General features: G+C 64.3%; 24 protein-coding genes and 1 riboswitch. Of the genes, 16 read left to right on the forward strand and 8 right to left on the reverse strand.

The genetic code is table 11. From position 1 onward, the window contains the following. The first annotated feature begins 113 nt into the window (after positions 1 to 113). From paaA to AC3WJM_RS16615, 9 genes are read left to right on the forward strand one after another with little or no spacing between them, the layout of a single operon-like run. Complete coding sequence (paaA, locus tag AC3WJM_RS16575; protein WP_284990027.1) at positions 114 to 1,109, forward strand: 1,2-phenylacetyl-CoA epoxidase subunit PaaA; 996 nt, start codon at positions 114 to 116, stop codon at positions 1,107 to 1,109. After that, entirely contained in the window at positions 1,106 to 1,423 is a 318-nt protein-coding gene (gene paaB / locus AC3WJM_RS16580; protein ID WP_284990026.1) for a 1,2-phenylacetyl-CoA epoxidase subunit PaaB, read from the forward strand. The genes paaA and paaB overlap by 4 nt, the downstream gene beginning before the upstream one ends. Then, positions 1,420 to 2,388, forward strand: a complete 969-nt coding sequence (paaC, locus tag AC3WJM_RS16585; protein WP_441433084.1) for a 1,2-phenylacetyl-CoA epoxidase subunit PaaC — start codon at positions 1,420 to 1,422, stop codon at positions 2,386 to 2,388. Before paaB ends, paaC begins: the two co-directional genes overlap by 4 nt. An 8-nt stretch (positions 2,389 to 2,396) precedes the next feature. After that, positions 2,397 to 2,951, forward strand: coding sequence for a 1,2-phenylacetyl-CoA epoxidase subunit PaaD (gene paaD / locus AC3WJM_RS16590; protein WP_059389572.1), 555 nt, complete (start codon positions 2,397 to 2,399; stop codon positions 2,949 to 2,951). Between the two features lie 10 nt (positions 2,952 to 2,961). Then, positions 2,962 to 4,197: a 1,2-phenylacetyl-CoA epoxidase subunit PaaE gene (paaE, locus tag AC3WJM_RS16595; RefSeq protein WP_059389571.1), complete on the forward strand. Its 1,236-nt coding sequence runs from the start codon at positions 2,962 to 2,964 to the stop codon at positions 4,195 to 4,197. Positions 4,198 to 4,208: 11 nt separating this feature from the next. Then, the gene (locus AC3WJM_RS16600; protein WP_284990023.1) at positions 4,209 to 4,988 is read left to right on the forward strand and encodes an enoyl-CoA hydratase/isomerase family protein; all 780 of its coding nucleotides are present in this window, start codon (positions 4,209 to 4,211) and stop codon (positions 4,986 to 4,988) included. Between the two features lie 38 nt (positions 4,989 to 5,026). Further along, positions 5,027 to 5,350, forward strand: a complete 324-nt coding sequence (locus AC3WJM_RS16605) for a PadR family transcriptional regulator (protein WP_306959123.1) — start codon at positions 5,027 to 5,029, stop codon at positions 5,348 to 5,350. Continuing rightward, a complete protein-coding gene (locus tag AC3WJM_RS16610; protein ID WP_492272412.1) occupies positions 5,347 to 6,129 on the forward strand; it encodes a permease prefix domain 1-containing protein in 783 nt (260 codons plus the stop codon). The genes AC3WJM_RS16605 and AC3WJM_RS16610 overlap by 4 nt, the downstream gene beginning before the upstream one ends. Before the next feature lie 9 nt (positions 6,130 to 6,138). Further along, positions 6,139 to 6,528, forward strand: a complete 390-nt coding sequence (locus AC3WJM_RS16615; protein ID WP_492272413.1) for a hypothetical protein — start codon at positions 6,139 to 6,141, stop codon at positions 6,526 to 6,528. A gap of 74 nt (positions 6,529 to 6,602) precedes the next feature. On the opposite strand, the gene AC3WJM_RS16620 is transcribed toward AC3WJM_RS16615, so the two are convergent. Together AC3WJM_RS16620 and AC3WJM_RS16625 are read right to left on the reverse strand one after the other, a co-directional pair. After that, positions 6,603 to 8,081: an HNH endonuclease gene (locus tag AC3WJM_RS16620; RefSeq protein WP_492272414.1), complete on the reverse strand. Its 1,479-nt coding sequence runs from the start codon at positions 8,079 to 8,081 to the stop codon at positions 6,603 to 6,605. Positions 8,082 to 8,545: 464 nt separating this feature from the next. Further along, positions 8,546 to 9,061 (reverse strand): DUF2127 domain-containing protein, encoded by a 516-nt coding sequence (locus AC3WJM_RS16625; protein WP_492272415.1) that lies wholly within the window; start codon positions 9,059 to 9,061, stop codon positions 8,546 to 8,548. A gap of 38 nt (positions 9,062 to 9,099) precedes the next feature. Between AC3WJM_RS16625 and AC3WJM_RS16630 the strand changes: the two genes are divergently transcribed. From AC3WJM_RS16630 to AC3WJM_RS16640, 3 genes are read left to right on the forward strand one after another with little or no spacing between them, the layout of a single operon-like run. Next, positions 9,100 to 10,029 (forward strand): ATP-binding cassette domain-containing protein, encoded by a 930-nt coding sequence (locus tag AC3WJM_RS16630; protein WP_492272416.1) that lies wholly within the window; start codon positions 9,100 to 9,102, stop codon positions 10,027 to 10,029. Then, on the forward strand, positions 10,026 to 10,835 hold the full coding sequence (locus tag AC3WJM_RS16635) for an ABC transporter permease (RefSeq protein ID WP_332602696.1): 810 nt from the start codon (positions 10,026 to 10,028) through the stop codon (positions 10,833 to 10,835). Before AC3WJM_RS16630 ends, AC3WJM_RS16635 begins: the two co-directional genes overlap by 4 nt. Further along, positions 10,832 to 11,515: a hypothetical protein gene (locus AC3WJM_RS16640; protein WP_492272417.1), complete on the forward strand. Its 684-nt coding sequence runs from the start codon at positions 10,832 to 10,834 to the stop codon at positions 11,513 to 11,515. The genes AC3WJM_RS16635 and AC3WJM_RS16640 overlap by 4 nt, the downstream gene beginning before the upstream one ends. Before the next feature lie 51 nt (positions 11,516 to 11,566). On the opposite strand, the gene AC3WJM_RS16645 is transcribed toward AC3WJM_RS16640, so the two are convergent. Continuing rightward, positions 11,567 to 11,926: an ArsR/SmtB family transcription factor gene (locus tag AC3WJM_RS16645; protein ID WP_059389577.1), complete on the reverse strand. Its 360-nt coding sequence runs from the start codon at positions 11,924 to 11,926 to the stop codon at positions 11,567 to 11,569. A gap of 47 nt (positions 11,927 to 11,973) precedes the next feature. Continuing rightward, positions 11,974 to 12,148, forward strand: a riboswitch (M-box (ykoK) riboswitch). A gap of 290 nt (positions 12,149 to 12,438) precedes the next feature. Between AC3WJM_RS16645 and AC3WJM_RS16650 the strand changes: the two genes are divergently transcribed. Further along, positions 12,439 to 14,118 (forward strand): Nramp family divalent metal transporter, encoded by a 1,680-nt coding sequence (locus tag AC3WJM_RS16650; protein ID WP_492272418.1) that lies wholly within the window; start codon positions 12,439 to 12,441, stop codon positions 14,116 to 14,118. Positions 14,119 to 14,233: 115 nt separating this feature from the next. After that, a complete protein-coding gene (locus tag AC3WJM_RS16655; protein ID WP_492272419.1) occupies positions 14,234 to 15,634 on the forward strand; it encodes an LCP family protein in 1,401 nt (466 codons plus the stop codon). Positions 15,635 to 15,676: 42 nt separating this feature from the next. Here AC3WJM_RS16655 and AC3WJM_RS16660 read toward each other — a convergent pair whose 3' ends face one another. The 3 genes from AC3WJM_RS16660 to AC3WJM_RS16670 form a co-directional block, all read right to left on the reverse strand. Continuing rightward, positions 15,677 to 16,486 carry a bifunctional allantoicase/(S)-ureidoglycine aminohydrolase gene (locus tag AC3WJM_RS16660; RefSeq protein ID WP_492272420.1) on the reverse strand — a complete coding sequence of 270 codons (810 nt, stop codon included), beginning with the start codon at positions 16,484 to 16,486 and terminating at the stop codon, positions 15,677 to 15,679. After that, positions 16,487 to 17,848: a cation:dicarboxylate symporter family transporter gene (locus AC3WJM_RS16665; RefSeq protein ID WP_492272421.1), complete on the reverse strand. Its 1,362-nt coding sequence runs from the start codon at positions 17,846 to 17,848 to the stop codon at positions 16,487 to 16,489. It abuts the gene before it with no gap. 187 nt (positions 17,849 to 18,035) lie between these two features. Further along, positions 18,036 to 18,863 (reverse strand): MurR/RpiR family transcriptional regulator, encoded by an 828-nt coding sequence (locus AC3WJM_RS16670; protein ID WP_307053671.1) that lies wholly within the window; start codon positions 18,861 to 18,863, stop codon positions 18,036 to 18,038. An 82-nt stretch (positions 18,864 to 18,945) separates the two neighbouring features. Here AC3WJM_RS16670 and AC3WJM_RS16675 point away from each other — a divergent pair, with 82 nt between their 5' ends. Both AC3WJM_RS16675 and galU read left to right on the forward strand, forming a co-directional pair. Further along, on the forward strand, positions 18,946 to 19,422 hold the full coding sequence (locus AC3WJM_RS16675) for a carboxymuconolactone decarboxylase family protein (protein WP_492272422.1): 477 nt from the start codon (positions 18,946 to 18,948) through the stop codon (positions 19,420 to 19,422). Positions 19,423 to 19,498: 76 nt separating this feature from the next. After that, positions 19,499 to 20,389, forward strand: coding sequence for a UTP--glucose-1-phosphate uridylyltransferase GalU (galU, locus tag AC3WJM_RS16680; protein WP_492272423.1), 891 nt, complete (start codon positions 19,499 to 19,501; stop codon positions 20,387 to 20,389). Here the strand turns inward: galU and AC3WJM_RS16685 are convergent. Both AC3WJM_RS16685 and AC3WJM_RS16690 read right to left on the reverse strand, forming a co-directional pair. Beyond that, entirely contained in the window at positions 20,386 to 20,988 is a 603-nt protein-coding gene (locus AC3WJM_RS16685) for an arsenate reductase/protein-tyrosine-phosphatase family protein (RefSeq protein ID WP_492272424.1), read from the reverse strand. The two genes, galU and AC3WJM_RS16685, sit on opposite strands and share 4 nt — an antisense overlap. 319 nt (positions 20,989 to 21,307) lie before the next feature. Continuing rightward, the gene (locus tag AC3WJM_RS16690; protein WP_492272425.1) at positions 21,308 to 21,916 is read right to left on the reverse strand and encodes an LPXTG cell wall anchor domain-containing protein; all 609 of its coding nucleotides are present in this window, start codon (positions 21,914 to 21,916) and stop codon (positions 21,308 to 21,310) included. Positions 21,917 to 22,031 lie beyond the last annotated feature (115 nt).

The raw sequence follows: 22,031 nt of genomic DNA on the forward strand, positions 1-22,031 counted from the left end.
GCCCCGCCCCGCCCGGCCTGCTCCACCTGTTGCGTGTAGTGATTCAACGCTTGACGCATCTCGCGCCTTCCGCATATTCTGAACGAACGGTCGGTAAATATTTAGGAGCAACCATGGCATCGCAGAATCTGCAGTCTGTGCCCGCTGAGCTGTCCCCCGAAGAGCTTGAGCGGGAACGGGCCGGTCAGGCGTATTTTGACCGCATCATCTCTGAGGATTCGCGCATCGAACCCCGCGACTGGATGCCGGAGGCCTACCGCAAGACCCTGCTTCGCCAGATCTCGCAGCACGCGCACTCGGAGATCATCGGCATGCAGCCGGAAGCCAACTGGATCACCAGGGCTCCGAGCCTCAAGCGCAAGGCCATCCTCATGGCCAAGGTGCAGGACGAGGCAGGCCACGGGCTGTACCTCTACTCGGCCGCGGAAACCCTCGGCCAGAGCAGGGACAAGATGACCAGCGACTTGATCGCCGGCAAGGCACGGTACTCATCCATCTTCAACTACCCAGCGATTTCCTGGGCGGACATGGGCGCGATCGGCTGGCTCGTCGACGGTGCCGCGATCTGCAACCAGGTTCCCCTGTGCCGCGCTTCCTACGGACCCTACGGACGCGCAATGGTGCGCATCTGCAAGGAAGAGTCGTTCCACCAGCGCCAGGGTTTCGAGATCCTCCTTGAACTGTCCAACGGCACGCCCGCCCAGAAGGCGATGGCCCAGGACGCCGTCAACCGCTGGTACGCGCCGGCGCTGATGATGTTCGGCCCGCCCGACGACGATTCCCCCAACTCCAAGCAGTCCATGGCCTGGAACATCAAGCGGTTCAGCAACGATGAGCTCCGCAGCCGCTTCGTCGGCATGATGGTGGAGCAGGTCAAGGTCCTGGGCCTCACGCTCCCGGACAAGGACATCCGTTTCAACGAAGAAACCAAGAAATGGGAGCACGGGCCCCTGGACTGGAACGAGTTCAAAGACGTTCTCGCCGGGAAGGGTCCCTGCAACGCGCAGCGGCTTGAGCGCCGCCGTGAAGCTCACGACGACGGCGCCTGGGTCCGCGAAGCGGCCGCCGAATACGCGCGCAAGCAAGCAGAAAAGGAAGACGCAGCATGACCACGCCAGCCCACGAGACCAACGAACCCCACGAGACCCCCTGGAGCCTCTGGGAAGTCTTCGTCCGCTCCAGCCGCGGCCTGTCCCACGTCCACGCCGGCTCCTTGCACGCTCCTGACGCGGCGATGGCGCTGCGCAACGCCCGCGATCTGTACACGCGCCGCAACGAAGGCGTGTCCATCTGGGTGGTTCCGGCCGATGCTATTTCCTCGAGCGACCCGGATTCCAAGGGCTCCTTCTTCGAGTCCCCGCAGGGCAAGGACTACCGCCACGCGACGTATTACACCAAGAGCGAAGGCGTGAAGCACCTGTGACCGCCCCCGAAAACCCCGCAAACGCAAACGAAAACAACCCAGACTTCGCCATCGAGGGCCACGGCGACATCTCGGTCGGCGTCAAAGGCGCCGGTGCTTCCGGAGACGGTTCCGCAAGCGCCACGCGCATCACGCCCGGGAACGCCCTGCGCCCCGAGGACATCGCCCTCGAAATCCGCAAGGGACAAGTCAAGCCAAGCGAAGACGTCGCGGAATACGCCCTGCGCATCGGCGACGACGGCCTGATCCTCGCCCAGCGCCTGGGTCACTGGATCTCCCGCGCACCCGAGCTTGAAGAAGACGTCGCCCTGGGCAACATCGCGCTCGACCAGCTCGGCCACGCCCGCTCCTTCCTCACCTACGCCGGAGCGGCGTGGGACAAGTCCGAGGACGATCTGGCGTACTTCCGCCGGGAGCACGAGTTCCGTTCCGCGCACCTGTTCGAGCAGCCCAACGGGGACTTTGCCGTCACCATCGCCCGGCAGTTCATCGTGAGCTACTACCAGTTCGAGCTCTACAAACGGCTAACCGGCTCGAGCGACAAAACCATCGCAGCCATCGCGGCGAAGGCCCTCAAAGAGGTCGACTACCACCGCGACCACAGCGCCCAGTGGGTCCTCAGGCTTGCCGGCGGCACGGAAGAATCCCGCCGTCGCATTGTCCAGGCTTTCAAGCTCGTCTGGCCGTATGTGGAAGAACTCTTCGAAGACGACGAGCTCACGGCCCGCCTCGCGGAAAGCGGAGCAGGAGTGCAGCCCTCCAGCCTCCGCGCGGACTTCGACCGGCTCACGGGCGAGATCCTGGGCGAAGCCGGCCTCGATGCCGCTTCGGGGGGCGAACTCGGTCTCGAACGCATTCCGCAGGCTTCAGGTGGCGGCCGCCAAGGCAAGCATTCCGAGCACTTGGGCTACCTGCTCGCCGAGATGCAGGTGCTTGCCCGCGAACATCCCGGTGCAAGCTGGTGACGGTGGACATGTTCGTTCATGACACCAGCGCCAGGACCGCGCAGGTCAAGACTCAGCAAACCGCCGAGCAAAAGGCCTGGGGGATTGCCGCCACGGTCTGCGATCCGGAGATTCCCGTCCTCACCATTGAGGATTTGGGGATCCTCCGCAATGTCCAACTGTTCGACGACGGCGGGCTGGTCCCCGCGGTCCAGGTCACCATTACGCCGACCTACTCGGGCTGCCCCGCGATGGACGCCATCCGCGACGACCTCAAGACCGCGTTCCACAAAGAGGGCTACCCGAGTGTCTACGTCGAGCTCGTCCTGGCCCCGGCATGGACCACGGACTGGATGACCGAGCACGGCAAGGCCAAGCTGCAGGAATACGGCATCGCCCCTCCGAGTGGCAGGGCGGCCGCCGGCGGCCACTCAGGCCCGGTAAGGCTCCAGCTCGCTGTGAAATGCCCCCAGTGTTCTTCGCTGAACACCAAGGAACTCACCCGCTTTGGTTCCACGTCCTGCAAGGCGCTCTTCGTCTGCCAGGACTGCAAGGAACCGTTCGACTACTTCAAAGTCCTGTAAGGAATCCGACATGCCCGTTGTCCGCCAGACCGCAGCCGAACAAGCGCAGGCCACCGGCCGCCGTCGTGCGTCTTTTCATTCCCTCAGCGTTTCGGAAGTCCGCCGCCTGACTGACGACGCCATCGAGGTCACGTTCGATGTCCCGGCTGAGCTCGCCGGCCAGTATGACTACCTTCCCGGCCAGTACGTGGCCCTGCGGACCACGCTTCCTGACGAGAGCGGGGAGCCGCACGAGGTCCGCCGCAGCTACTCCATCTGCGCAGAGCCGCGCAGCTTCGCGGACGGCAGCAGCGAGATCCGCGTGGCGATCAAGAAGGACCTGGGCGGCATCTTCTCGACGTGGGCGAACGCGGAGCTCAGGGCCGGCGACACCCTGGACGTCATGAGCCCCATGGGCGCGTTCATTTCGAAGCATGGCAAGGACGGCAAGACTGTCCAGCAGAACGTCATGAACTCGATGAACAATCCGGAGAACATGGCCAGCGAGCTCTCCGACGCCGGTTCGTTCGTGGCCATCGCCGCCGGCTCAGGCATCACCCCGGTGATCGCGATCGCCCGCACGCTGCTGGCCGCGAACCCGGGCACGCGCTTCGACCTGATCTACGCCAACAAGGCCGCCATGGACGTCATGTTCCTCGAGGAATTGGCGGACTTGAAGGACAAGTACCCGTCGCGATTGGCGCTGCACCATGTGTTGTCGCGCGAACAGCGGATCGCGCCGCTCATGACGGGACGTATCGACGCCGAGAAGCTCCAGCAGCTGCTGGGCACCGCCATCCACGCGCAGGATGTGGACGAATGGTTCCTGTGCGGGCCGTTCGAGCTGGTCCAGCTGTGCCGGGATACCCTCGCTGCCCGTGGCGTGGAGCCCGAGCACGTCCGCTTTGAGCTCTTCACCACCGGCCGCCCGGACCGTCCAGAGGGCAACGCCGGCCGGCCCGTTGTGGAGGACGAGTCGAAGGACACGTTCAAGATCACCTTCAAGCTGGATGGTTTGACGGGCGATGTCGCCAGCCCCACCCACGCGCGGGAATCCATCCTGAATGCGGCTTTGCGCGTCCGCCCGGACGTCCCCTTTGCGTGTGCCGGTGGCGTGTGCGGCACGTGCCGCGCCAAACTGGTCTCCGGGACGGTCAGCATGGACGAGAACTACGCCTTGGAGCAGGATGAGTTGGACAAGGGCTACGTGCTGACGTGCCAGTCCCACCCCACGAGTGAATCCGTCACGGTCGATTTCGACGTCTAAGGAATATACGAATGATCGAGCTCTCCATCGCCAACGGCATCGCCGAAATTGTCCTCAATGCCCCTGAAAAGCTGAACTCGCTGGACGAGGCGGCGCTCGCGGAACTGGATAGAGCGTACGACGACGCCGCTGCCGCAGCCTCCCGCGGGATGGTGCGGGCGCTGCTCCTCCGCGGAGAGGGCCGCGCCTTTTGCGCGGGACGCGACATTGCCGGGGTGACGCCGGAGAGCGACGACGCGAAGGCGTACTTGAACGGGCTCGTGGAGCCGCTGCTCAAGAAGATGGCAGCCTTCCCCGCCCCGACGTTCGCGGCAGCGCACGGCGCGTGCCTCGGCGTCGGGCTCGGCCTGTTGCTCGCTACCGATGTGGTGTACGTGGCGGAGAACGCGAAGTTCGGTTCACCGTTCGCCAAACTGGGCGCCACTCTGGACTCGGGCGGGCACTGGTACTTCACCGAGCGCCTGGGCATGCACCGGACCTTGGACCTCATCTACACCGCGGACCTGATCAGCGGCGCCGAGGCCGTGGCGCAGGGCATGTTCAGCCGGGTCATGCCGGACGACGCCTTGCTGGAGGCCACGCGGATCATCGTGGAGCGGGTTGCGGCGGGTGCCACCGGTGCGTTCACGGCCAGCAAGGAGCTCGTGGCGCATATCCGCGATCAGCGACTTGGCTTGTGGGCCGCGATGTCCGAGGAGAACGACGAGCAGGCGCGGCTGTGCAAGACCGAGGACTACGCCGAAGGTTTCCGGGCGTTCCAGGAGAAGCGGGCGCCGGTCTTCAAGGGGTAGCTTGTCAGCATCCCGTCCCATACCTAGACTCTCTAGGTATGGGGCGAAGTTCAGTGAACGGACAACTTGACCTGCTGCTGCTCAGCTCGCTCGGAGCGGGCGAGGCGCACGGCTACGCGCTCATCGCGCGCATTCACGAGCGCAGCGGCGCGCGGATTGAGCTTCAGGAGGGCTCGGTCTACCCCGCGCTGCACAAACTCGAGGCGGCCGGGTGCGTCGCGAGCCGCTGGGCGGACGACGACGGCGGCCGACGTCGCGTCTATGCGCTCACCGGGGCCGGACACGCCGAGCTTTCCCGCAAGGTGGAGGAGTGGAAGGGCTTCTCGGCGGCGGTGCGGGGCGTTCTTGGAGCGGCATCGTGAACGCGGGGAACGGCGCCGGGGCCGAAGAGGGGCCCATCGACGCATACCTCGACGAGCTGTTCGTAGCTGCGCGCGACGGCGATCCCGCTGCCGCACGCAGGCTCCTCGCTGAAACCGAGGCGCATTTGCGCGAATGCGCCGCCCGGCTCCGTGGGCAAGGCTTGGACCCGGTGGACGCCGAACGCGAGGCCGTCAAGCGCTTCGGCCCGGTCAGCACCGTGACGCCGGTCCTGCGCCCGTCACTTCGAGATGTTGCCCGGCTGCCGTTGCGGGCGTTCGTGCGGCCCTTGGTTGGCCTTGCGGCTGTGGGCGCGATCGCCGTCGGCGTGAGCGGCGTCGTATCTGAGCTGTTCGGCCGGATCTGGGGCGCGGGCTTCGTGGCCGGCGACCTCCCCGGCGTCGCCTACACGGCCGCGAGATGCGCGGTCCTGCAGGCACCTTACGCTGGCCTCGACTGTGCCCAGGCCGCTGCCGAGCACCATTGGGGCGAGGTGGTCGAATATCGGGTGGTCCTCGGGGTGCTGGGCCTTGTCCTCCTGCTCGTATGGCGGCTCCTGCCGCGCGACGCCGCGCTCCCGGCAGGCCTCGCGCCGTCGCTCGCGGCCGCGGCTTTCCTGCTCGCCGCCGCGGCGTCCGGCGTCCTGGCCCTTAACGCCGCCGTCCAAGGCTGGCAAGGCACGGGCGCGTGGCTGAGCGCCGTCGTCGTCGCCTTGCCGCTCGCCGTCGTGTTCGCGGTAGCCGCCCTGCGCAGGATGCGCATGAAGCCCGTGGGTTCCTAAGGCCGTACGGTGGCGGGGTTTGATGACGCCCGGGCACGGGCAGCCATTGTAGGCACGGGCCGGTGGATTGCCGCCTCCGATGCCGAGTCCCTGGTCCACGACGCCGCAGCCCTCTCCGCGGGACGGTCCACCTTCCTGGCGGATATCTTTGGCACCGGGCTTTTGACGCTTGAGGGCATGGCGCCACTGGTGGCCGCCCGCAGGCGTGCCGGACGCCCGCTACCGTTCTGTACGGATTCCCCCGAGGCACTCTTCCGGGCCGGCGGATGGAGGAACGCCGTGGTGGTCCAGGCCGGACAGCCCGCAGCAAACTTCGGCCGGCTTACCCGGACCCCGGAAGCCGGGGACGCAGAGCAGCAAAGCAATCTCCGCACCCATCTGGTGACCGCGGCTCTTTGAGGACGCCGCCGAACGCCGGGACCCAACGGTGGCGTTGCTCAAGCTGGCTGGCGTTGCTCAAGCGTCCTGGAGTGTCACGCGACCTGGAGTTGCGTGAGATGGGCGTATCTCCGCGCCTTGGCTTGGTGGCGGAGTTTGCGCCGGCGTCTGGAATGTGACGGCGCGGTGTCGGGTGGGCCGGTGCCTGGTAATGGCGGGGCTGTTGATTGGTAGTGGTGTCCGGTAGGGGTGCGGATGCCGAGGACGTGCCGTGTCCCGGCGCGTGTTGTTGCTCCGGTTTGTGCTGTCCAGCCGGGGAGTTCTTTGGTGTGGTTGCAGGCTTCGCAGAGGCCCGCCCCGTTGGTCAGGGTGGTGGGTCCGCCGTCGTGCCAGGGGATGATGTGGTCGAAGTGCCGGATCGGTGCGTCGCAGTAAGGGGTGCGGCAGGTGTCGTCGCGGGCCTCGATGAAGCGCCGCAGCCCGGCCGGGAAAAGCCGGGACCGGGAATCGACGGCGACGAGTTCTCCGGTTCCCGGAGCGGTGAAGAGGCGCCGGAGCCAGAACTTGAGTTCTTGCCCGCCTTCGGGTTCGCCAGGACCGGCGCCATGTTTGGTGTTCCCGCTGCTGCCGTTGAGAAGGGTTCTTGCCCAACCTGCGGGGACGATGCCGTAGCCGGGGAGCCGGGCGGGTTCGCTGTCGCCCTGGAACAGGGTCCGGTCGGTCATGACGAGTTGGATGGCCACTCCGGTGATCCCGCCGGGGGTGCCGGTGGTGCGTTCGACCAGGGCATCGGCCATGATTTGCCCGCGGCTGCGGGTGTCTCCGCCGGAGCGGAGCGAGTCTGCATGCCGGGACAGGGCCGCGTGCACGGCCACGCCCTGGGCGACGGGAAGCAGGGCGGTCAGGTAGGTCATGGTGTCCGGGGCCGGGCGCAAGCTCACGTGCCGCTCCGCCGCGGCGTGGCTGGCGCGTTGCGTCACCGACCGGGGGTCCCGCCGGTAGGCGGCGGCCCGTGCGGCGGAGATGATGGTCTTGTCTCCGGCGCCGTCGAAGGTCCCGGTGTCGGCGGCCAGTTCCTCATCCACCGCGCAGCGGTCTTCGGCGCTCAGGCAGGCTGTTTCCTTCACCAACAGGGTGGCGCGCCATTCGTTCAGCTGCCCGGTGTCCAGGGCGGCGAGGGTGCGCGGCATTTCGCTCACGAGGGCTTTCGCCAGGCCCAGCAACCGGGATCCTTTGGCGGGGGATTCCCGCCGGGCCAAGGCAATCTGGGCTGCGACGCCGCGGCCGCGCTCGTCGGCGGGGACGCCCAGGTTCGTCTCGGCGCTGCGCTGGGCCGCATCGAAGGAGACGGCAATCCGGGCTTGCGCAGCGGCGGCCGCGGACTTCAGATCCTCCAGGGCACGCAACTGGTCGATCAGCTCGGCGCGGCCATCGGGTACCGTGCCGTTCGGGAGGGCTGGCCGGAACGAGGTCAGGGCATCGATCACGTCCCGTACCCAGGCACCTGACAATGTAGCCGCGCCGCCGACTGGCGAGCCCGTCTCCATCAGCTGTGTTCCCCGAATCCCTTCCATAACCAAAGCATTCCAGGGGGGTCTGACAATTTAGGGCCCAGGAAACCGCTTCCTCACCGAAAACCAGGAAAATTAGTAAAACTTTTTCGGGACCGCAGATGTCCGCGTTGTGTATCGAACCCCCTCAGCGGAGCCCGAAGGTCGAACTTGAACCTGGTGCTGGAGGCCGGGTTGCTCGTTGTGGGGATCTCGGCCAATTCGCTGGGAGTGCTCGCGGAGGGCGCGGACTACTTTGCCGATGCTCGTCTTGAGCGTCGCGATTCGTGCAGGCCCGGCTGTGCAAGACCGAGGACTACGCCGAAGGTTTCCGGGCGTTCCAGGAGAAGCGGCGCAGGTCGCCAGGGGGTAGGAAGGGTCCGGCCGCAAGCCCTGGTCTGTTGAAATCGTGGGAGAAGTCCCACTGCTGCGTTCCGGAACCTAGCAGTGGGCCCGCACCCACGAACCGACGGCCGCCCGAAGATTCCTCAGCCTCCCTGCCGAGTCGTAGGGGAGTGCTGTCGATTCCGTGCCCCGTGCAGCCGGTACTCACGGGCGGTGATCCAGACGATGAAGATGTCGAAGGCTGTCAAAAGGACAAGGCCCCAGGAGAAGGCCACGACGATCCGGTAGCCCTGGTAAACGATGAAGACCAACAGGAACGCGATCATCCACGGGTAGGCCCAGAGTTTGTCCTTCAGGACGGCCCAGACGAGGACGATCTTGACCAAGCCGTGGAGCAGTAGGTAGATCGCGCCGAACAGCGTCGCGGACCCTGAGAGGTTGGAGCTCAGGTGCACCAGGCTGTTCGCCAGGAAGTCGTGCGGATCCTGGGCGAGTTCGTGCTGGGTGAGGAAATGGACCAGATCACCGATTTGTTGAGGCGTCACCAGCAAAAGAAGAACGCCGCCGATCAGTTCCAGGACGCCGTCCAGGCCCTTCAGGATGAGGCTCACGCGAAATGTCCGGTCGAGCAGGGTTGTTTCAGCTGGTTTCGTTTCCATCACACTTCCCTCCGCTACCTCAAGATACATTCTTTCTTATGCCCCTCTCTTCTGATCCCGCAGGAGCTTTCGCGATTGAAACACATGGCCTGAGCAAGCACTTTGGCAGGCATACCGCCGTCGACGGCTTGACCATGCGCGTGCCTCAGGGAGCCATCGCAGGGTTTATTGGCCCTAATGGGGCAGGCAAGACCACCACCCTTCGCCTGCTCTTGGGCCTGGTGCGGGCGGATGCGGGCAGCGCCACGGTTCTGGGCCACTCGCTCACTGAGTTCGAGCGCTACCTGCCGCGCGTCGGGGCACTGGTGGAAGCGCCGGCGTTCTATCCGGGCCTTTCCGGGCGGAGCAATCTGGAGGTGCTCGCCCGTCTTGGAGGCCATCCCGGTTCCCGCGTGAGCGAACTGCTGGAAGTGGTGGGACTCTCCGATCGGGCGCGTGACCGGGTAGGAACGTATTCGCTGGGCATGAAGCAACGCCTTGGGGTGGCGATGGCGCTGCTGCCCGATCCGGAGCTCCTCATTCTCGACGAGCCAGCCAATGGCCTTGATCCCCTCGGCATCATCGAGATGCGCGAGATGCTGCGCCGTTTGGCTGGCCAGGGGAAAACCATCCTCCTCAGCAGTCACTTGCTCGGCGAGTTGGAACAGCTCACCGACTGGCTGATCATGCTCAATCAAGGGAAGGCCCTGTTCTGCGGACCGGCACGGGAGCTGTTCGCCGAACGCGTCGAGGTAGTGGTCGAAGCCCAGGACTCGGTCCAGTTGGATCTGGTGGCCCGGATCGCGGGCGAGGCCGGTTATACGGTCACGCGGGAGGATCAGGCCTTGCGCATCGCCTGTTCTGCCGGTTTTGCCGAGACCTTGAACCGGCAGGCCAGGGAGGCTGGCGCGCCGGATCTGACCATCCGAGTGAGGGAAGCCAGCCTGGAGCAACTGTTCCTGGCTTTGCTGAAAGGAGACCGCTCATGATTTCCGTGATCCGTGCGTTTCGCAGCGAAGTGCTCAAGTTCCGCCGCTGGAGTGTTGTGGCGGTCGCGGGGGCGATGCTGGTGGTGAGCACCTTTATTGCTTATCTGACGTTCCACCAGATCGCATCCGGAGCCACCGGCCGGGAGATGACCGGCCTGATTGCCGCGTTCCCCACACCCCAGGGATTGGTCTCGATCATTGGCCAGGCCCGCTCCGTGATCATTGCCATCGCGCTGGTGATGGTGACAGCCAATCTCGCCGCCGAATGGTCGCAAGGCACGCTGCGCAACTTGTTGGTCTGTGAGCCGCGCCGCCTGCGCTGGTTGGCAGGCAAAATGCTGGGGCTGGTACTTTTTGTGCTGCTCTCGATGCTGCTCACCTTGCTCATCAGCGGCACGTTCATCCTTGTCGCTGCTCAAGGCCAAGGGATTCAGACCGCCGCCTGGACCTCTCCGGAGGGGTTGCAGGTCTTCCTGGCGTTCCTGGGCAATGAGGTGCTGTGCCTCGTCGGCGTGAGCGCCCTGGGCATGGTCATCGCGGTACTCACGCGTTCGGTCGCGGCCGGCGTCGGGATCGGCCTGGCCTACATCCTGGTGGTCGAAGGCATCATCGCGGTGGTATTGCCGCAGGTCAGCCAGTGGTTCCCGGGCCGGGTGTTCAACACCATCGTGGGGACCACCGTGCCCTTGGTTGGCCCGACCCCTCTCCAAGGTTATCCGGCAGCCGTAGGTGCAGCGCTCCTGTGGATTGTCGGCTTCGTTGTGGTGACCGCCGTCGTGTTCCCCCGCCAGGACGTCAAAGCGTGACAGAAGGAGCACCCTCCGGCGTCGTCGGCAACGAGCGCCTCACCGCCCTGACAGGGGCCGTGGTGCTGGTGCTGTCGGCGGCCGAGATCGCCACCGTTCCCACCCTGGGCAGCCTGATCGTGGCGCACTTCTTCATTGGCGTGCTCCTGGCCGGCCCGGTGGTGGCCAAGACGGCCAGCACCGGCTGGCGGTTCATTCGCTACTACTCGCGGGATCCCGCCTATCGCCGCAAGGGTCCGCCCCGGCTGCTTCTGCGCCTGACTGCTCCGCTGCTCATCGTCTCGACGCTCGTGCTGATCGGCAGCGGCATCGCCTTGGCCATCACCGGCCCGGCCCCCGAGATCCTGATCCGGGTGCACGTTGTCAGCTTCCTGTTCTGGCTCGCCACCCTCGCAGTGCACGTCTTCGCGTACGTGAGGCGGGTACCCGGTCTCATAGCCGACGACTGGCGGCGCCGCACCGTCCAACAGAAGCGCGGGAAACCGGAGCCCGGGGGACGCCGGATGCGGCTGGCCGTCAACATTGCGGTGCTCGTGCTGGCCGCGATCGCCGCGGTGTTGCTTTTGCCGACGGCCGCACCATGGGAGGGGTGGCGTGGTCAGGCTGTGACCGGGCCTGGGGTCCTCGCCGTCGCGGTGGGCATCGGGACAGCGGTCGCGGTGATGCTCAAGCGCCGCTAGGACTAAACCACGACGGCGGTGGCGCTCGCCGTTGCGGCCGCCCGCTCACACCTAGTCAGTGATGTCGGCGTGGTGGTGGCGGGGTGTTCCCTCGAGGGAATGCTCGGCCTGGAAGATCGCGTCTGTGACAAGTTGCCGGACATGTTCGTTCGCGAGGCGGTAGTACACCCGGGTTCCGGCTTGCCGTGTGGTGACAACGCGGCCGAGGCGCAGCTTGGCCAGATGCTGGGACACGGATGCCTGGGATTTCTGGATCAGCTCCGCCAGCTGGTTGACCGGCAATTCGCCGTCGCGCAGCGCAAGAATGATGCGGATCCGGGTGGCGTCGGCGAGCATCGCAAAGACCTCGACGGCGAGCTCGACGTACTGGCTATCCGGCTCCCGGCCGCACACAGCGTTATCTGCATCCATGCTTATATTGTTTCATACGGATAAAATGAGGTATATATAGTGAGCAAGGTGCCGTTCGTTAGCTGAGGCTCCTTCGCGGAAACATGCCAGCGACCCCCAACGTCGAGAGACGCCCCGGGTCAGGACAGGCCGCCCCGGCATTAAGGGGTGGTCCCGATTGGCTCCTGGACACAGTCCGGGTTCACGCCGCGAAGTGCCAAAGGTCTTACGAGGAGGGGCATGTGCGGGTCTCTATGCCCGCCCTCCCCGCGGCGCGACCAACGGCAGCAGGAGGTGACGGTTCCATCATGAACGATGGTCATAAACCCAGTCTCCCGTCCCGTTTTCCGGATTCTGCTTCAGGCTCCTGAAACACTGCGCTGATTCCGTCCGGCACGCCGGGCCTAATCCAGCCATGGCCTGCTCCAGCCAGAGCCTGATCCAGCGAGCCTGATCCAAGCGGCACGCAACGTGCGCCCTCTACGCAACGCAAATACGCCCGCCCATGCCCCGTGCCCCGGCGAGGCTTTTCCATGACTTTTTATGCCCGTTTCCGGGCAGAAGGCCGGTACATCATGACCGAAACCAAGACCCTGCTAGCGCCATCCGCAGCCCTGGACACCGCCCACATCGGCGACATCAAGGGTGCTTTCGGCACCATCCGTGTGAATGATGACAAGCCGCGCTCGGGCATCAAAGCGCGCGTGAAGACCCTGCTGGCGATCATCGGACCCGGGCTGATCGTCATGGTCGGCGACAACGATGCCGGCGCGTTCGGCACCTACACCGAGGCCGGACAGAACTACGGAACGTCGCTGCTCTGGACTCTGCTCCTACTGGTCCCCGTGTTGTACGTGAACCAGGAAATGGTGCTGCGCCTGGGGGTCGTCTCCGGCGTCGGACATGCCCGGCTGATCCTGGAGCGCTTCGGCAAGTTCTGGGGCGCGTTCAGCGTCATCGACCTGTTCATCCTCAACGCCCTGACCATCGTCACGGAGTTCATCGGCATCAGCCTGGGCCTGGACTACCTGGGCATCCCCAAGATCCCGGGAATCCTCCTGGCCACCGCGGTGATCGTGGGCGCCGCGAGCACCGGTTCCTTCAAGCGGTTCGAGCGGGTCTGTCTGACCTTGGTAGCCGGGTCGCTGCTGCTGGTGCCGATCATCTTCATGGTCCATCCCGACGTCGGACAAGTCGCCCACGACTTTGTCGTGCCCGGCATGCCCAAAGGTGCGGACCTGTCCACGGTGACTTTGCTGATCATCGGGATCGTTGGAACCACCGTGGCGCCGTGGCAGTTGTTCTTCCAGCAGTCGTACATCATCGACAAGCGCATCACTCCCCGCTTCCTGAAGTACGAGAAGGCCGATCTCTGGCTGGGAATCACCATCGTGATCGTGGGCGCCGCAGCGATTATTTCCTTCACTGCGGCGACGTTTGCCGGCACCCCTGAGTTAGGCAACTTCACCGACGCAGGCGGTGTCGCCGTCGGGCTCGAACAGCACGTCGGAAAGGTTGCCGGCGTCCTCTTTGCGCTGGCACTGATCGATGCCTCGATCATCGGCGCGGCCGCCGTCGGGCTTTCCACCTCCTATGCACTCGGTGACGTCCTGGGGCTCAAGCACTCCCTGCACCGGAAAGTGTCCGACGCCAAAGGCTTCTACGCCGTGTTCGCCGGAGTCCTGCTCCTCTCGGCCATTGTGGTCCTGATCCCGGGCAGCCCTTTGGGTCTGCTCACGGTGGGGGTCCAGGTGTTGGCGGGGGTCCTGCTTCCCTCGGCCACGGTGTTCCTGCTGCTGCTCTGCAATGACAAGCAGGTGCTGGGACCGTGGGTGAACGGGCGGTTCATGAACTTCTTCACCTCGGCCGTGATCGCGGTCCTCGTCATCCTCTCCTTGGTCCTGACCGCCGAGGTGTTGTTCCCGGACATGGGCTCGGACGCCGTTCTGGGCATCCTCATCGGGGGTGGCGCCGTCTCCGCCGTCGCGGCGGTTGTGTTCCTGGTCTACCGCGGAATCCATCCCGCAATGCCGAGCCCGGATGCAGTGGACCGGTCACAGCGGACCACCTGGCGGATGCCTCCGATTACCCTGCTCACCGTCCCCAAGCTGTCCACAGGGCACCGGATTGGCCTGACGGTTCTGCGCGCGTATTTGCTGATCGCGATGATCCTGGTGATCGTCCGGGTGGTCCAGCTCGCCCTTGGCGCCTGATGGTTTCCCGCGTCATCGAGTCCATTCCTTGGATGTCCGATTACAATCTGCTTACCCGCTGGTCCCGCCGCGGACCCAGCCACCGCGCCAACCGCGGCGGGGACAGGAGAATTCCATGAATGATCGGCCCCACCGCCTGCGCGGCGGAAGACGCGCCGGAAGACGCGGCGGAACGCATGCCGGATCACCCAGCGGGGAGGCAAGCTCTCAGGGCCCTCGCCATATGCGCCACAAGTCCCGGCGCAAGTCCGTCCTCCTGATCTCGACGACGGCGGTCGCGGCGACCGTGGCCCTGGCGGCCGCCGTCGTGGTCACGTATGTGGGCGCGACGGCGGTTGCGGTCAACAACAACGTCCACCGATCGGATGTCCTCAATGACCTGAAGACGCTGCCCCAGGCGGTGCCGAAACTGAGCCAGGACACGAACATCCTGATCATGGGCCTGGATACCAGGGTTGACGAGAAGGGTAAGCCCCTTCCTCCGGAGATGTATGACGCGCTGCACGCGGGGGATGAGAATATCGGCGGCTACAACTCGAACGTCCTGATGCTCTTCCACATCCCCGCGGACGGTTCCAAAGCCGCAGGAATCTCGATTCCCCGGGATGACTACGTCCAGGTGGACGGCATCCCCGGAAGCGGCCCGTTCAAAGCCAAGATCAAGGAGGCGTACGGTTACGGTTTCGCTGCGGAGAAGACTTCCTTGATCAACGCTGGAAAGCCCGACGACGACGCGACCTACCAGGCGGCGCGCGACGCCGGGCGCAAGGCCGAAATAGCGACCGTGACGAGGTTCCTGGGCAGCGTGCACATCGACCATTTCCTCGAGGTCACCATGGCCGCGTTCTACCAGACGGCCCAGGCCATCGCGCCCATCACGGTGTGCGTGAACCGGGCCACCCAGGACACCTTCTCGGGGGCCGACTTCAAAGCGGGCATGCAGCAGATCGACGCCAAACAGGCCATGGCCTTCGTGCGGCAGCGCCGGGACACCACCGATCCGACGTACCTCTTCTCGGACCTGGACCGCGAACGCCGGCAGCAGGCCTTCATCGCCTCGGTCTCGCACCAGCTCAAGGACGCCGGGACCTTCACCGACATCGGGAAAATGCAGGGTGTCCTGGATGCGGTGAGCAAGAACATCGTGGTGGATTCGGACTTGAACCTGATCCAGCTCGCCCAGCAGGCCACGTCCCTGACCGGCGGCAACATCTCTTTCTCCACCCTGCCGATCACAGGCTTCGGCACCTCCCCGGATGGCGCATCCATCAACACGGTGGACGTCAAGCAGGTGCAGGCGACCGTCAAGGAACTCCTTACTCCGGTCCCGCCGGCTCCCGCACCGACGACGACGGCGATCCGGACGGCGGCGACCACCTCGCCGGCGGCACCCGCTTCCGAAGCGGCACCCGCCTCAGGGGCTGCGGCACCAGCCACTCCGTCGGCGTCCGCGAGCAACGTCTATGCGGATTCCACCGGAGCGCTGCAGGGCGGGGCGATCGCCTGCGTGAAGTAGCGGAGTGGTCGTGAGGTCAGGGCACTATGACCACCCGGACGCTTATGTGAGACGGATCTGGCGATTTGCATCGGTGTAGAGCAGGTAACGGAACTTGCCCGGGCCTCCTGCATAGCAGATCTGCGGGCAGAAGGCGCGCAGCCACATGAAGTCACCGGCTTCGACCTTCACCCAGTCGTCGTTGAGCAGATAGACGCCGTTGCCTTCGAGGACGAACAACCCATGTTCCATGGCTGGTGTTCCAGCGAACGGGATGGAAGTGCCAGGCTCGAAGGTCACGATGTTCACGTGCATGTCATGCGCGAGGTCGTCGGGATCCACGAATCGAGTCGTGGCCCAGCTGCCGTTGGTATCTTGCATCTGGCTGGGCTCCACATCCTGATCGCGGGTCACAAAGGACGTGGCAGTGTAGCCATCCGCCGGTTCGTAGGCCTTACGGATCCAGTGGAAATTTGCGATGCCGTCCGAATCGTTCCTTACGGACCAGTCGGCCCCGGCGGCGACATACGCGTAGCTGCCTTCCTCCAAGATATGCAGTTCGCCGTCGAGCGTCAGGGTAAGCCATCCCCTTGTCAGGAAGAGGACCCCTTCGACGGCGGCTTCCGGCTCGGGCTTCCGCGAACCGCCGCCGGGTCCCACCTCGACGATTAGTTGGGAAAACCGTGTCGCGAAACCTTCGATGGGGCGTGCGATGATCCAAGTCCGTGTGTTCTCCCAGCCGGGGAGATTGCTGGTGACTGTGTCTTTAAGGACGCCCTTGGGTATGACGGTATAGGCGTCCTTGACCATGGCCCGGTCCTTTGGGAGCTGGGCTTGTGGACTGGCGCCTTCGGGGTGAAATGAATTGGCCATCTAACTGCGCGTCCCTGCAGCCTGCACGGCAAGGTTCCCGGCATTGATCGGGCCGCCTTCAGCTGCGGGCTTGTCTCCGCTGAAGGCACGGAGCATGGCTTCACGGTCGAACTGCCCCTCCCACTTGGCGACGACGAACGTCGCAACGCAGTTGCCCAGCAGGTTCACGACGACGCGCATGGAGTCCATGAGGCGGTCGGCTCCGAGCAGGAGAGCGACGCCGGCCACAGGGAAGATCCCCAATGCGCCCGCCGTCGCGGAGAGTGCCAGGAAGGCCGAACCCGGGACGCCTGCCATGCCCTTTGAGGTGAGCATCAGAATGCCTAGGGCGGCCAGTTGCTGCCCGAGATCCAAGTGGTGGCCGAAGGCCTGGGCAAGGAACAAGAGCGAGATCGACAGGTAGATGGCCGCACCGTCCAGATTGAAGGAGTAGCCGGTGGGGACCACCAGGCCGGCGGTGGAGCGGGAACAGCCGGCGTCCGTCAGCTTGGTCATGATCCGCGGCAGAACCGACTCAGTGGACGCGGTGCCCAGAGCCAGGAGGAATTCCTCGCGCGTGTACTTGATGAACTGCCACAACGGGACCCGGACCAGGCCCCAGGCGATCACGAACAGCAGGCCAATGAACACGATCGCTGCACCGTAGCAGGCCACGATGAGCAAGGCATAGGTGCCCAATGTGCTCAGTCCATACTGGCCAATGATGAACGCCATGGCACCGAAGGCGCCGATCGGGGCCAGGCGCATCACCCAGCCCATGATCTTGAAGAAGACCTCCAGGATGGTGTCCAGGACCTTCATGACAGGGGCACAGCGGTCCTTGCCGATCACCACTATGGCCGCGCCGAAGAAGACAGAGAAGCACAGGACCTGGAGGAGGTTGTTGCTCGCGAAGGCGCCGATCACGCTCGTCGGGATGATGCCAAGGATGAATTGTCCGGCGTCGCTGGGCGGAGCGGTGCCGGTCTTGGCCTTCAGGGCGTCCTGGCTTAGGGTGCTGGGGTCGATGTTGAGCCCCGCACCGGGCTGGACGATGTTGGCCACCACGAGGCCGAAGGCCAGGGCAAACAACGTGGCCCCGGTGAAATACAAGAGCGCTTTGACTCCCACTCGGCCCACGGCTTTGACATCGCCAACGGCCGCGATCCCTGTGACGATCACCAGGAAGATCAGCGGCGCGATGATCATCTTGATGAGCTGGATGAATCCGTCACCGAGCGGGCGTAGTCCTGCCCCGATCGACGGCCAAAGATACCCGATCAGGATGCCCGCGACGACGGCGACGAAGATCTGGAAGAACAGGGACTTGTACAGCGGTTTCTTGATGGCGGCTGCCTGCGCAGCATAGATGTCGAGTTTCATGGCGAAGCCAATCCTCATGCGGAACCAGAGGTCCGCGGCCGAAATTCAAGGGACCCCTCCAACGTAGGGGAGCATTGTTTCCGGCCTGAAACGAATGTATTAAACTATCGGAACCTTGAAACATCTGTTTCAAAAGGTGCGCGGATCGCTGGTCTGAGGACGGTTCCTCACCGTCTGAGAGTCGGATCTACCGAAGCCTTTCAACCTCTCCGAGCGAGTCGAAAAGGCCTGTGATTTCACTGATGCGTTTGGTCCCTGGTCTTCCCATGGCCGAAAGTACCGCGTTGGCCAGGACGCTCAGGAGGCTCATGGGCGCAGCATAACTGTCGAAGGCTCCAGCGCCTTCCACGGGACACTCGATCCACACCTTGGCGTCGCCGGCCATCCGGCGCCCGCTGGCATCGCCAATCAGGATGGTGGACGCACCTGTTCCGGCAGCTGCTTTGAGGACGTTTGGGAAGGCTTCTGGACGGCGGCGGAAACCCAGCAGCACCACAGCATCGGCAGGACCGAGCCCCGCGAGTTCTTCGCCCACGCTTTGGCCTGGCTGCGGGGCCAGCCCGACGCCGTCGCGGCATTGGAGGAGCTGTTGCCGCAAATGGAGCGCGAGGGGGAAGCTGTTTCGGAAGCCGATGAGCAGTACCTTCCGGGCTCCCGCAAGCAGATTGGCCACCTCGCCCAGCCGTGTTTCGTCAATGGACTCGAACAGGCGCTGAAGGTTCCGCTGTTCCAGTGCCGCGTGGGTCGGCAAACCGCCGTCGGACTCCCTGGTGGCGAGCGGCACGCCGCTGGACCGCAGTGCCCTGGTGTGCTCCTTGACCTCATTGAAATCGGCAAAGCCGAGGCGGCGAAACAAGCGGCTCACGGTTGCCTTGGAGACACCGCTCAGGCGCGCCAGTTCGGCCGCGTTGTAGACGGCGAGATCACCCAAGTGGTTCAGGATAGTGTCTGCCGCGAGCTGTTCCTGCGGGCCAAGCGCCGGATAATGCTGTTCGATTCGCTCATCGATCCTCATGAAACAACCGTCTCACGACCCCGCGCTGTTCCCACAGCCGTTGTGGTTTTTGCCGGGTTTATCTCTCCGATAGGCTCGGCGAATGAGCGAAAATACACCGCGACTCGCTGGCTATCTGGACAAGCAACAGCCCGGGCTTTATCAAGCCCTGTCCGACTACGCGGGTAAGGTGACTGCCGAGGCGGACAGGACCGGGATCCCGCGCCGGACCTTGGAGTTGGTGAACTATCGGGCTTCGCAGATCAACGGCTGCGCCTTCTGCCTGGACCTGCATCACCGCCGCGCCATTGGCTATGGCGAGACTGAGCAGCGGCTTTCCCTGGTGTCGGTGCATGGCGAGGTGGGGCTCTTCGATGAGGCCGAACAGGTAGCGCTTGAGCTTGCCGAACAGATCACGCGCATGAGCAGTGCCCGTCCCACGGCCGAGCTGTTCTCCCGCGCGCGGAAGGTCTACACCGAGGAACAGATCAGCGTGCTGTGCATGGCGTGCATCGGCATCAACGCCTTCAACCGCCTGTCCATCCTGAGCGAGCACCCGGTGCGCAAGGCCCGGAGCTAGCGACTTCTTGGCCGGAAATGTCGCAATCTTGCCCTAAGGATTCGTGCTTCCGATAATCCATTCGTAGGATTTGCCTATGTCTATGGGGAGATTAGTTCGTAAAGCAGTTATTCCGGCAGCCGGATTGGGCACGCGTTTCTTGCCTGCCACCAAGGCGATGCCGAAGGAAATGTTGCCGGTAGTGGATCAACCGGCCATCCAATACGTGGTTGAGGAAGCCGTGAAGGCGGGCCTCAGCGACGTGCTGATGATTACAGGCCGCAACAAGCGCGCCCTTGAAGACCACTTTGATCGTGCACCTGATCTTGAACGATCTCTGGAGCTGAAAGGCGACGAAGCTCGCTTGGACGCAGTGCAGCATGCCTCCGGGCTTGGACCAATACACTATGTGCGGCAGGGAGAGCCGAAGGGTTTGGGCCATGCCGTGCTGTGCGCCAAGCAGCACGTGGGCGACGAACCGTTTGCAGTGCTCTTGGGCGACGACCTGATCGACGAGAGCGAGGAGCTCTTGTCAACCATGATCGACGTCCAGGCGAAGACGGGCGGCTCGGTGATTGCCCTCATCGAAGTGGAACCGTCGCAGATCAGCGCGTACGGTTGCGCCGACATTACGCCCATCGCGGGGGAGGACTACGTCCGGGTCAACAGTCTTGTGGAGAAGCCTTCCGTTGAGGAAGCTCCATCGAACCTGGCTGTCATTGGACGCTATGTCCTGCACCCGTCTGTGTTCGATGTCCTCGAAGAGACCGGGCCCGGGCGGGGCGGCGAGATCCAGCTGACCGACGCGCTTCAGACCCTCGCGAAGGGCGACGGCGAAGGCGCGGGCGTTTACGGGGTGGTCTTCCGTGGACGTCGCTACGATACCGGGGACAAGCTCAGCTACTTGAAGGCCGTCATCACTCTGGCGTCCGAGCGCGCCGAGTTCGGCGAAGACCTCAAAACCTGGATGAAAGGTTTCCTCGGCTAGGACTGCTGCATGCTTAGACGCGCGTAGCGCAGAATCCTGAGGATGGCCGGGGCCAGTTCGTCTTCCATCCGCAGGTACGCCTCGGCGCCTTGTTTGTAGGGGTCCGCAACGTCGTTGTCCGAGGATTTTGCCGCCAGGACGAGGTGGCGGACGGAGGATGCCCGTGCCGGCAGTTCTCGCCATAGTTGGGTGTAGTCAGCGCCCGACGGCGGCGCGTCGCCTCGTTCTTCGAGGGCCGTCACCATTCGCGCGAACTCGCGGATAGTGAACGTCCGCTTGAGCAGGGAGGCGTCCAGTTGCAGAACTTCCCCGCGATGGTGGGACGCCATGGTGAGTACCAGGTCCGCTTCCCTGAGGATTTTTGAGGTGAGTTGGCGCGCGGCAAAGTCCTCGGGTGTTCCGCCGTACGTGCGGATGATGTCGGCTGACAGCGGTTGGATGGGGCTTCCCACCATGGCGCGGGTGCCGGCGCTGCGGACTTCGAAGCCGCCGGGAAGAACCTGGTCCAGGCCTGCCTGAAGCAAGCGTTCGGCTACGGGGGAGCGGCAGATGTTGCCGGTGCAAACGGTCAGTATCCGAATGGGGTGGAGCGATTCCAAAGGTGTAGCTCTTTCACTAGCTGGCAGGCGTGCGTGACACCTGTGTTTTACAAGTTAACACGGGAGTCATAATCACGTGTGCCGCATCAGTGCGAAAGCAGCCACACCGAAGGAAGCTGCGGCCAGCAGGATCAGAAAAATGATCGGCCAGGCCTGACTCGGAATGGCTGGAATTCGTGGAATCGCTGGCAACTCCACCCTGAAGCTCAGCCGTTTGCGGCGTCGCCAATGTCTCCCCATGTTCATAAATTACCGTACGCGCAAACAAGGAGGGGTTGTTTCCGGATCACCGGAAACAACCCCTCCTTTTGTTTAGCGTTTAGGCCGTTGCTACGGGTTCGTTCTTTGCGCGGCGGCGAACCACCACTACGGAAGCCGTGCCGGCTACGAGTGCGCCAGCGCCAACCAGGCCCCAAAGGATCAGGCTGGAATCGACGCCCGTGTTGGCCAGTCCGGTACCACCGGTATTGGCCAGCCCTGTGCCACCGGTGTTTGCTAGCCCAGGGCTGACCCCGGCGGCAACAACGGTCGACGTGACACTGTGGCCGGAGGTCGCCCCGACGGCGGTCAGCTGGTAGGTACCTGCCGCGGTCAGCGAGACGTCGGTGGAGAAAGTACCGGAGGCGTTGGCAGTAGCGGTCACCGTGGTGGGTGCCAGGTGAAGGCCTCCCGGTACGGCCATGGCGATGCCATTGCTGGTGCCGGGTGCTGCAGCGCCCTGAGGAGCAGCAGTGAAGGTAATGGTGATGACGATGGTTTCTCCGGGCGTAAAGCCTCCGCCGGAGAATACGACGGTTCCGCCTACAGTTACGGTTGCGCTGGAAACGGTGCCCGGAGCCGGTGCCGGGTAATCAACGGCCATTGCTGGAGCCGAAGCGGCGAGAGCGATGGTACCCGCAAGCGCGAGCACTGCAAGTGATTTCTTCAATTTTTGTCCCCCTGAGACCTTGGTACGTGCTTGAGACCTGATACGTAATTCATTGTGATGACGTGATTTCATCCACCACGAACACGTGAACTGAAATCTGAGACCCACCCAAGAG

It is taken from the genome of Arthrobacter sp. FW306-1B-G06A (assembly GCF_058781765.1).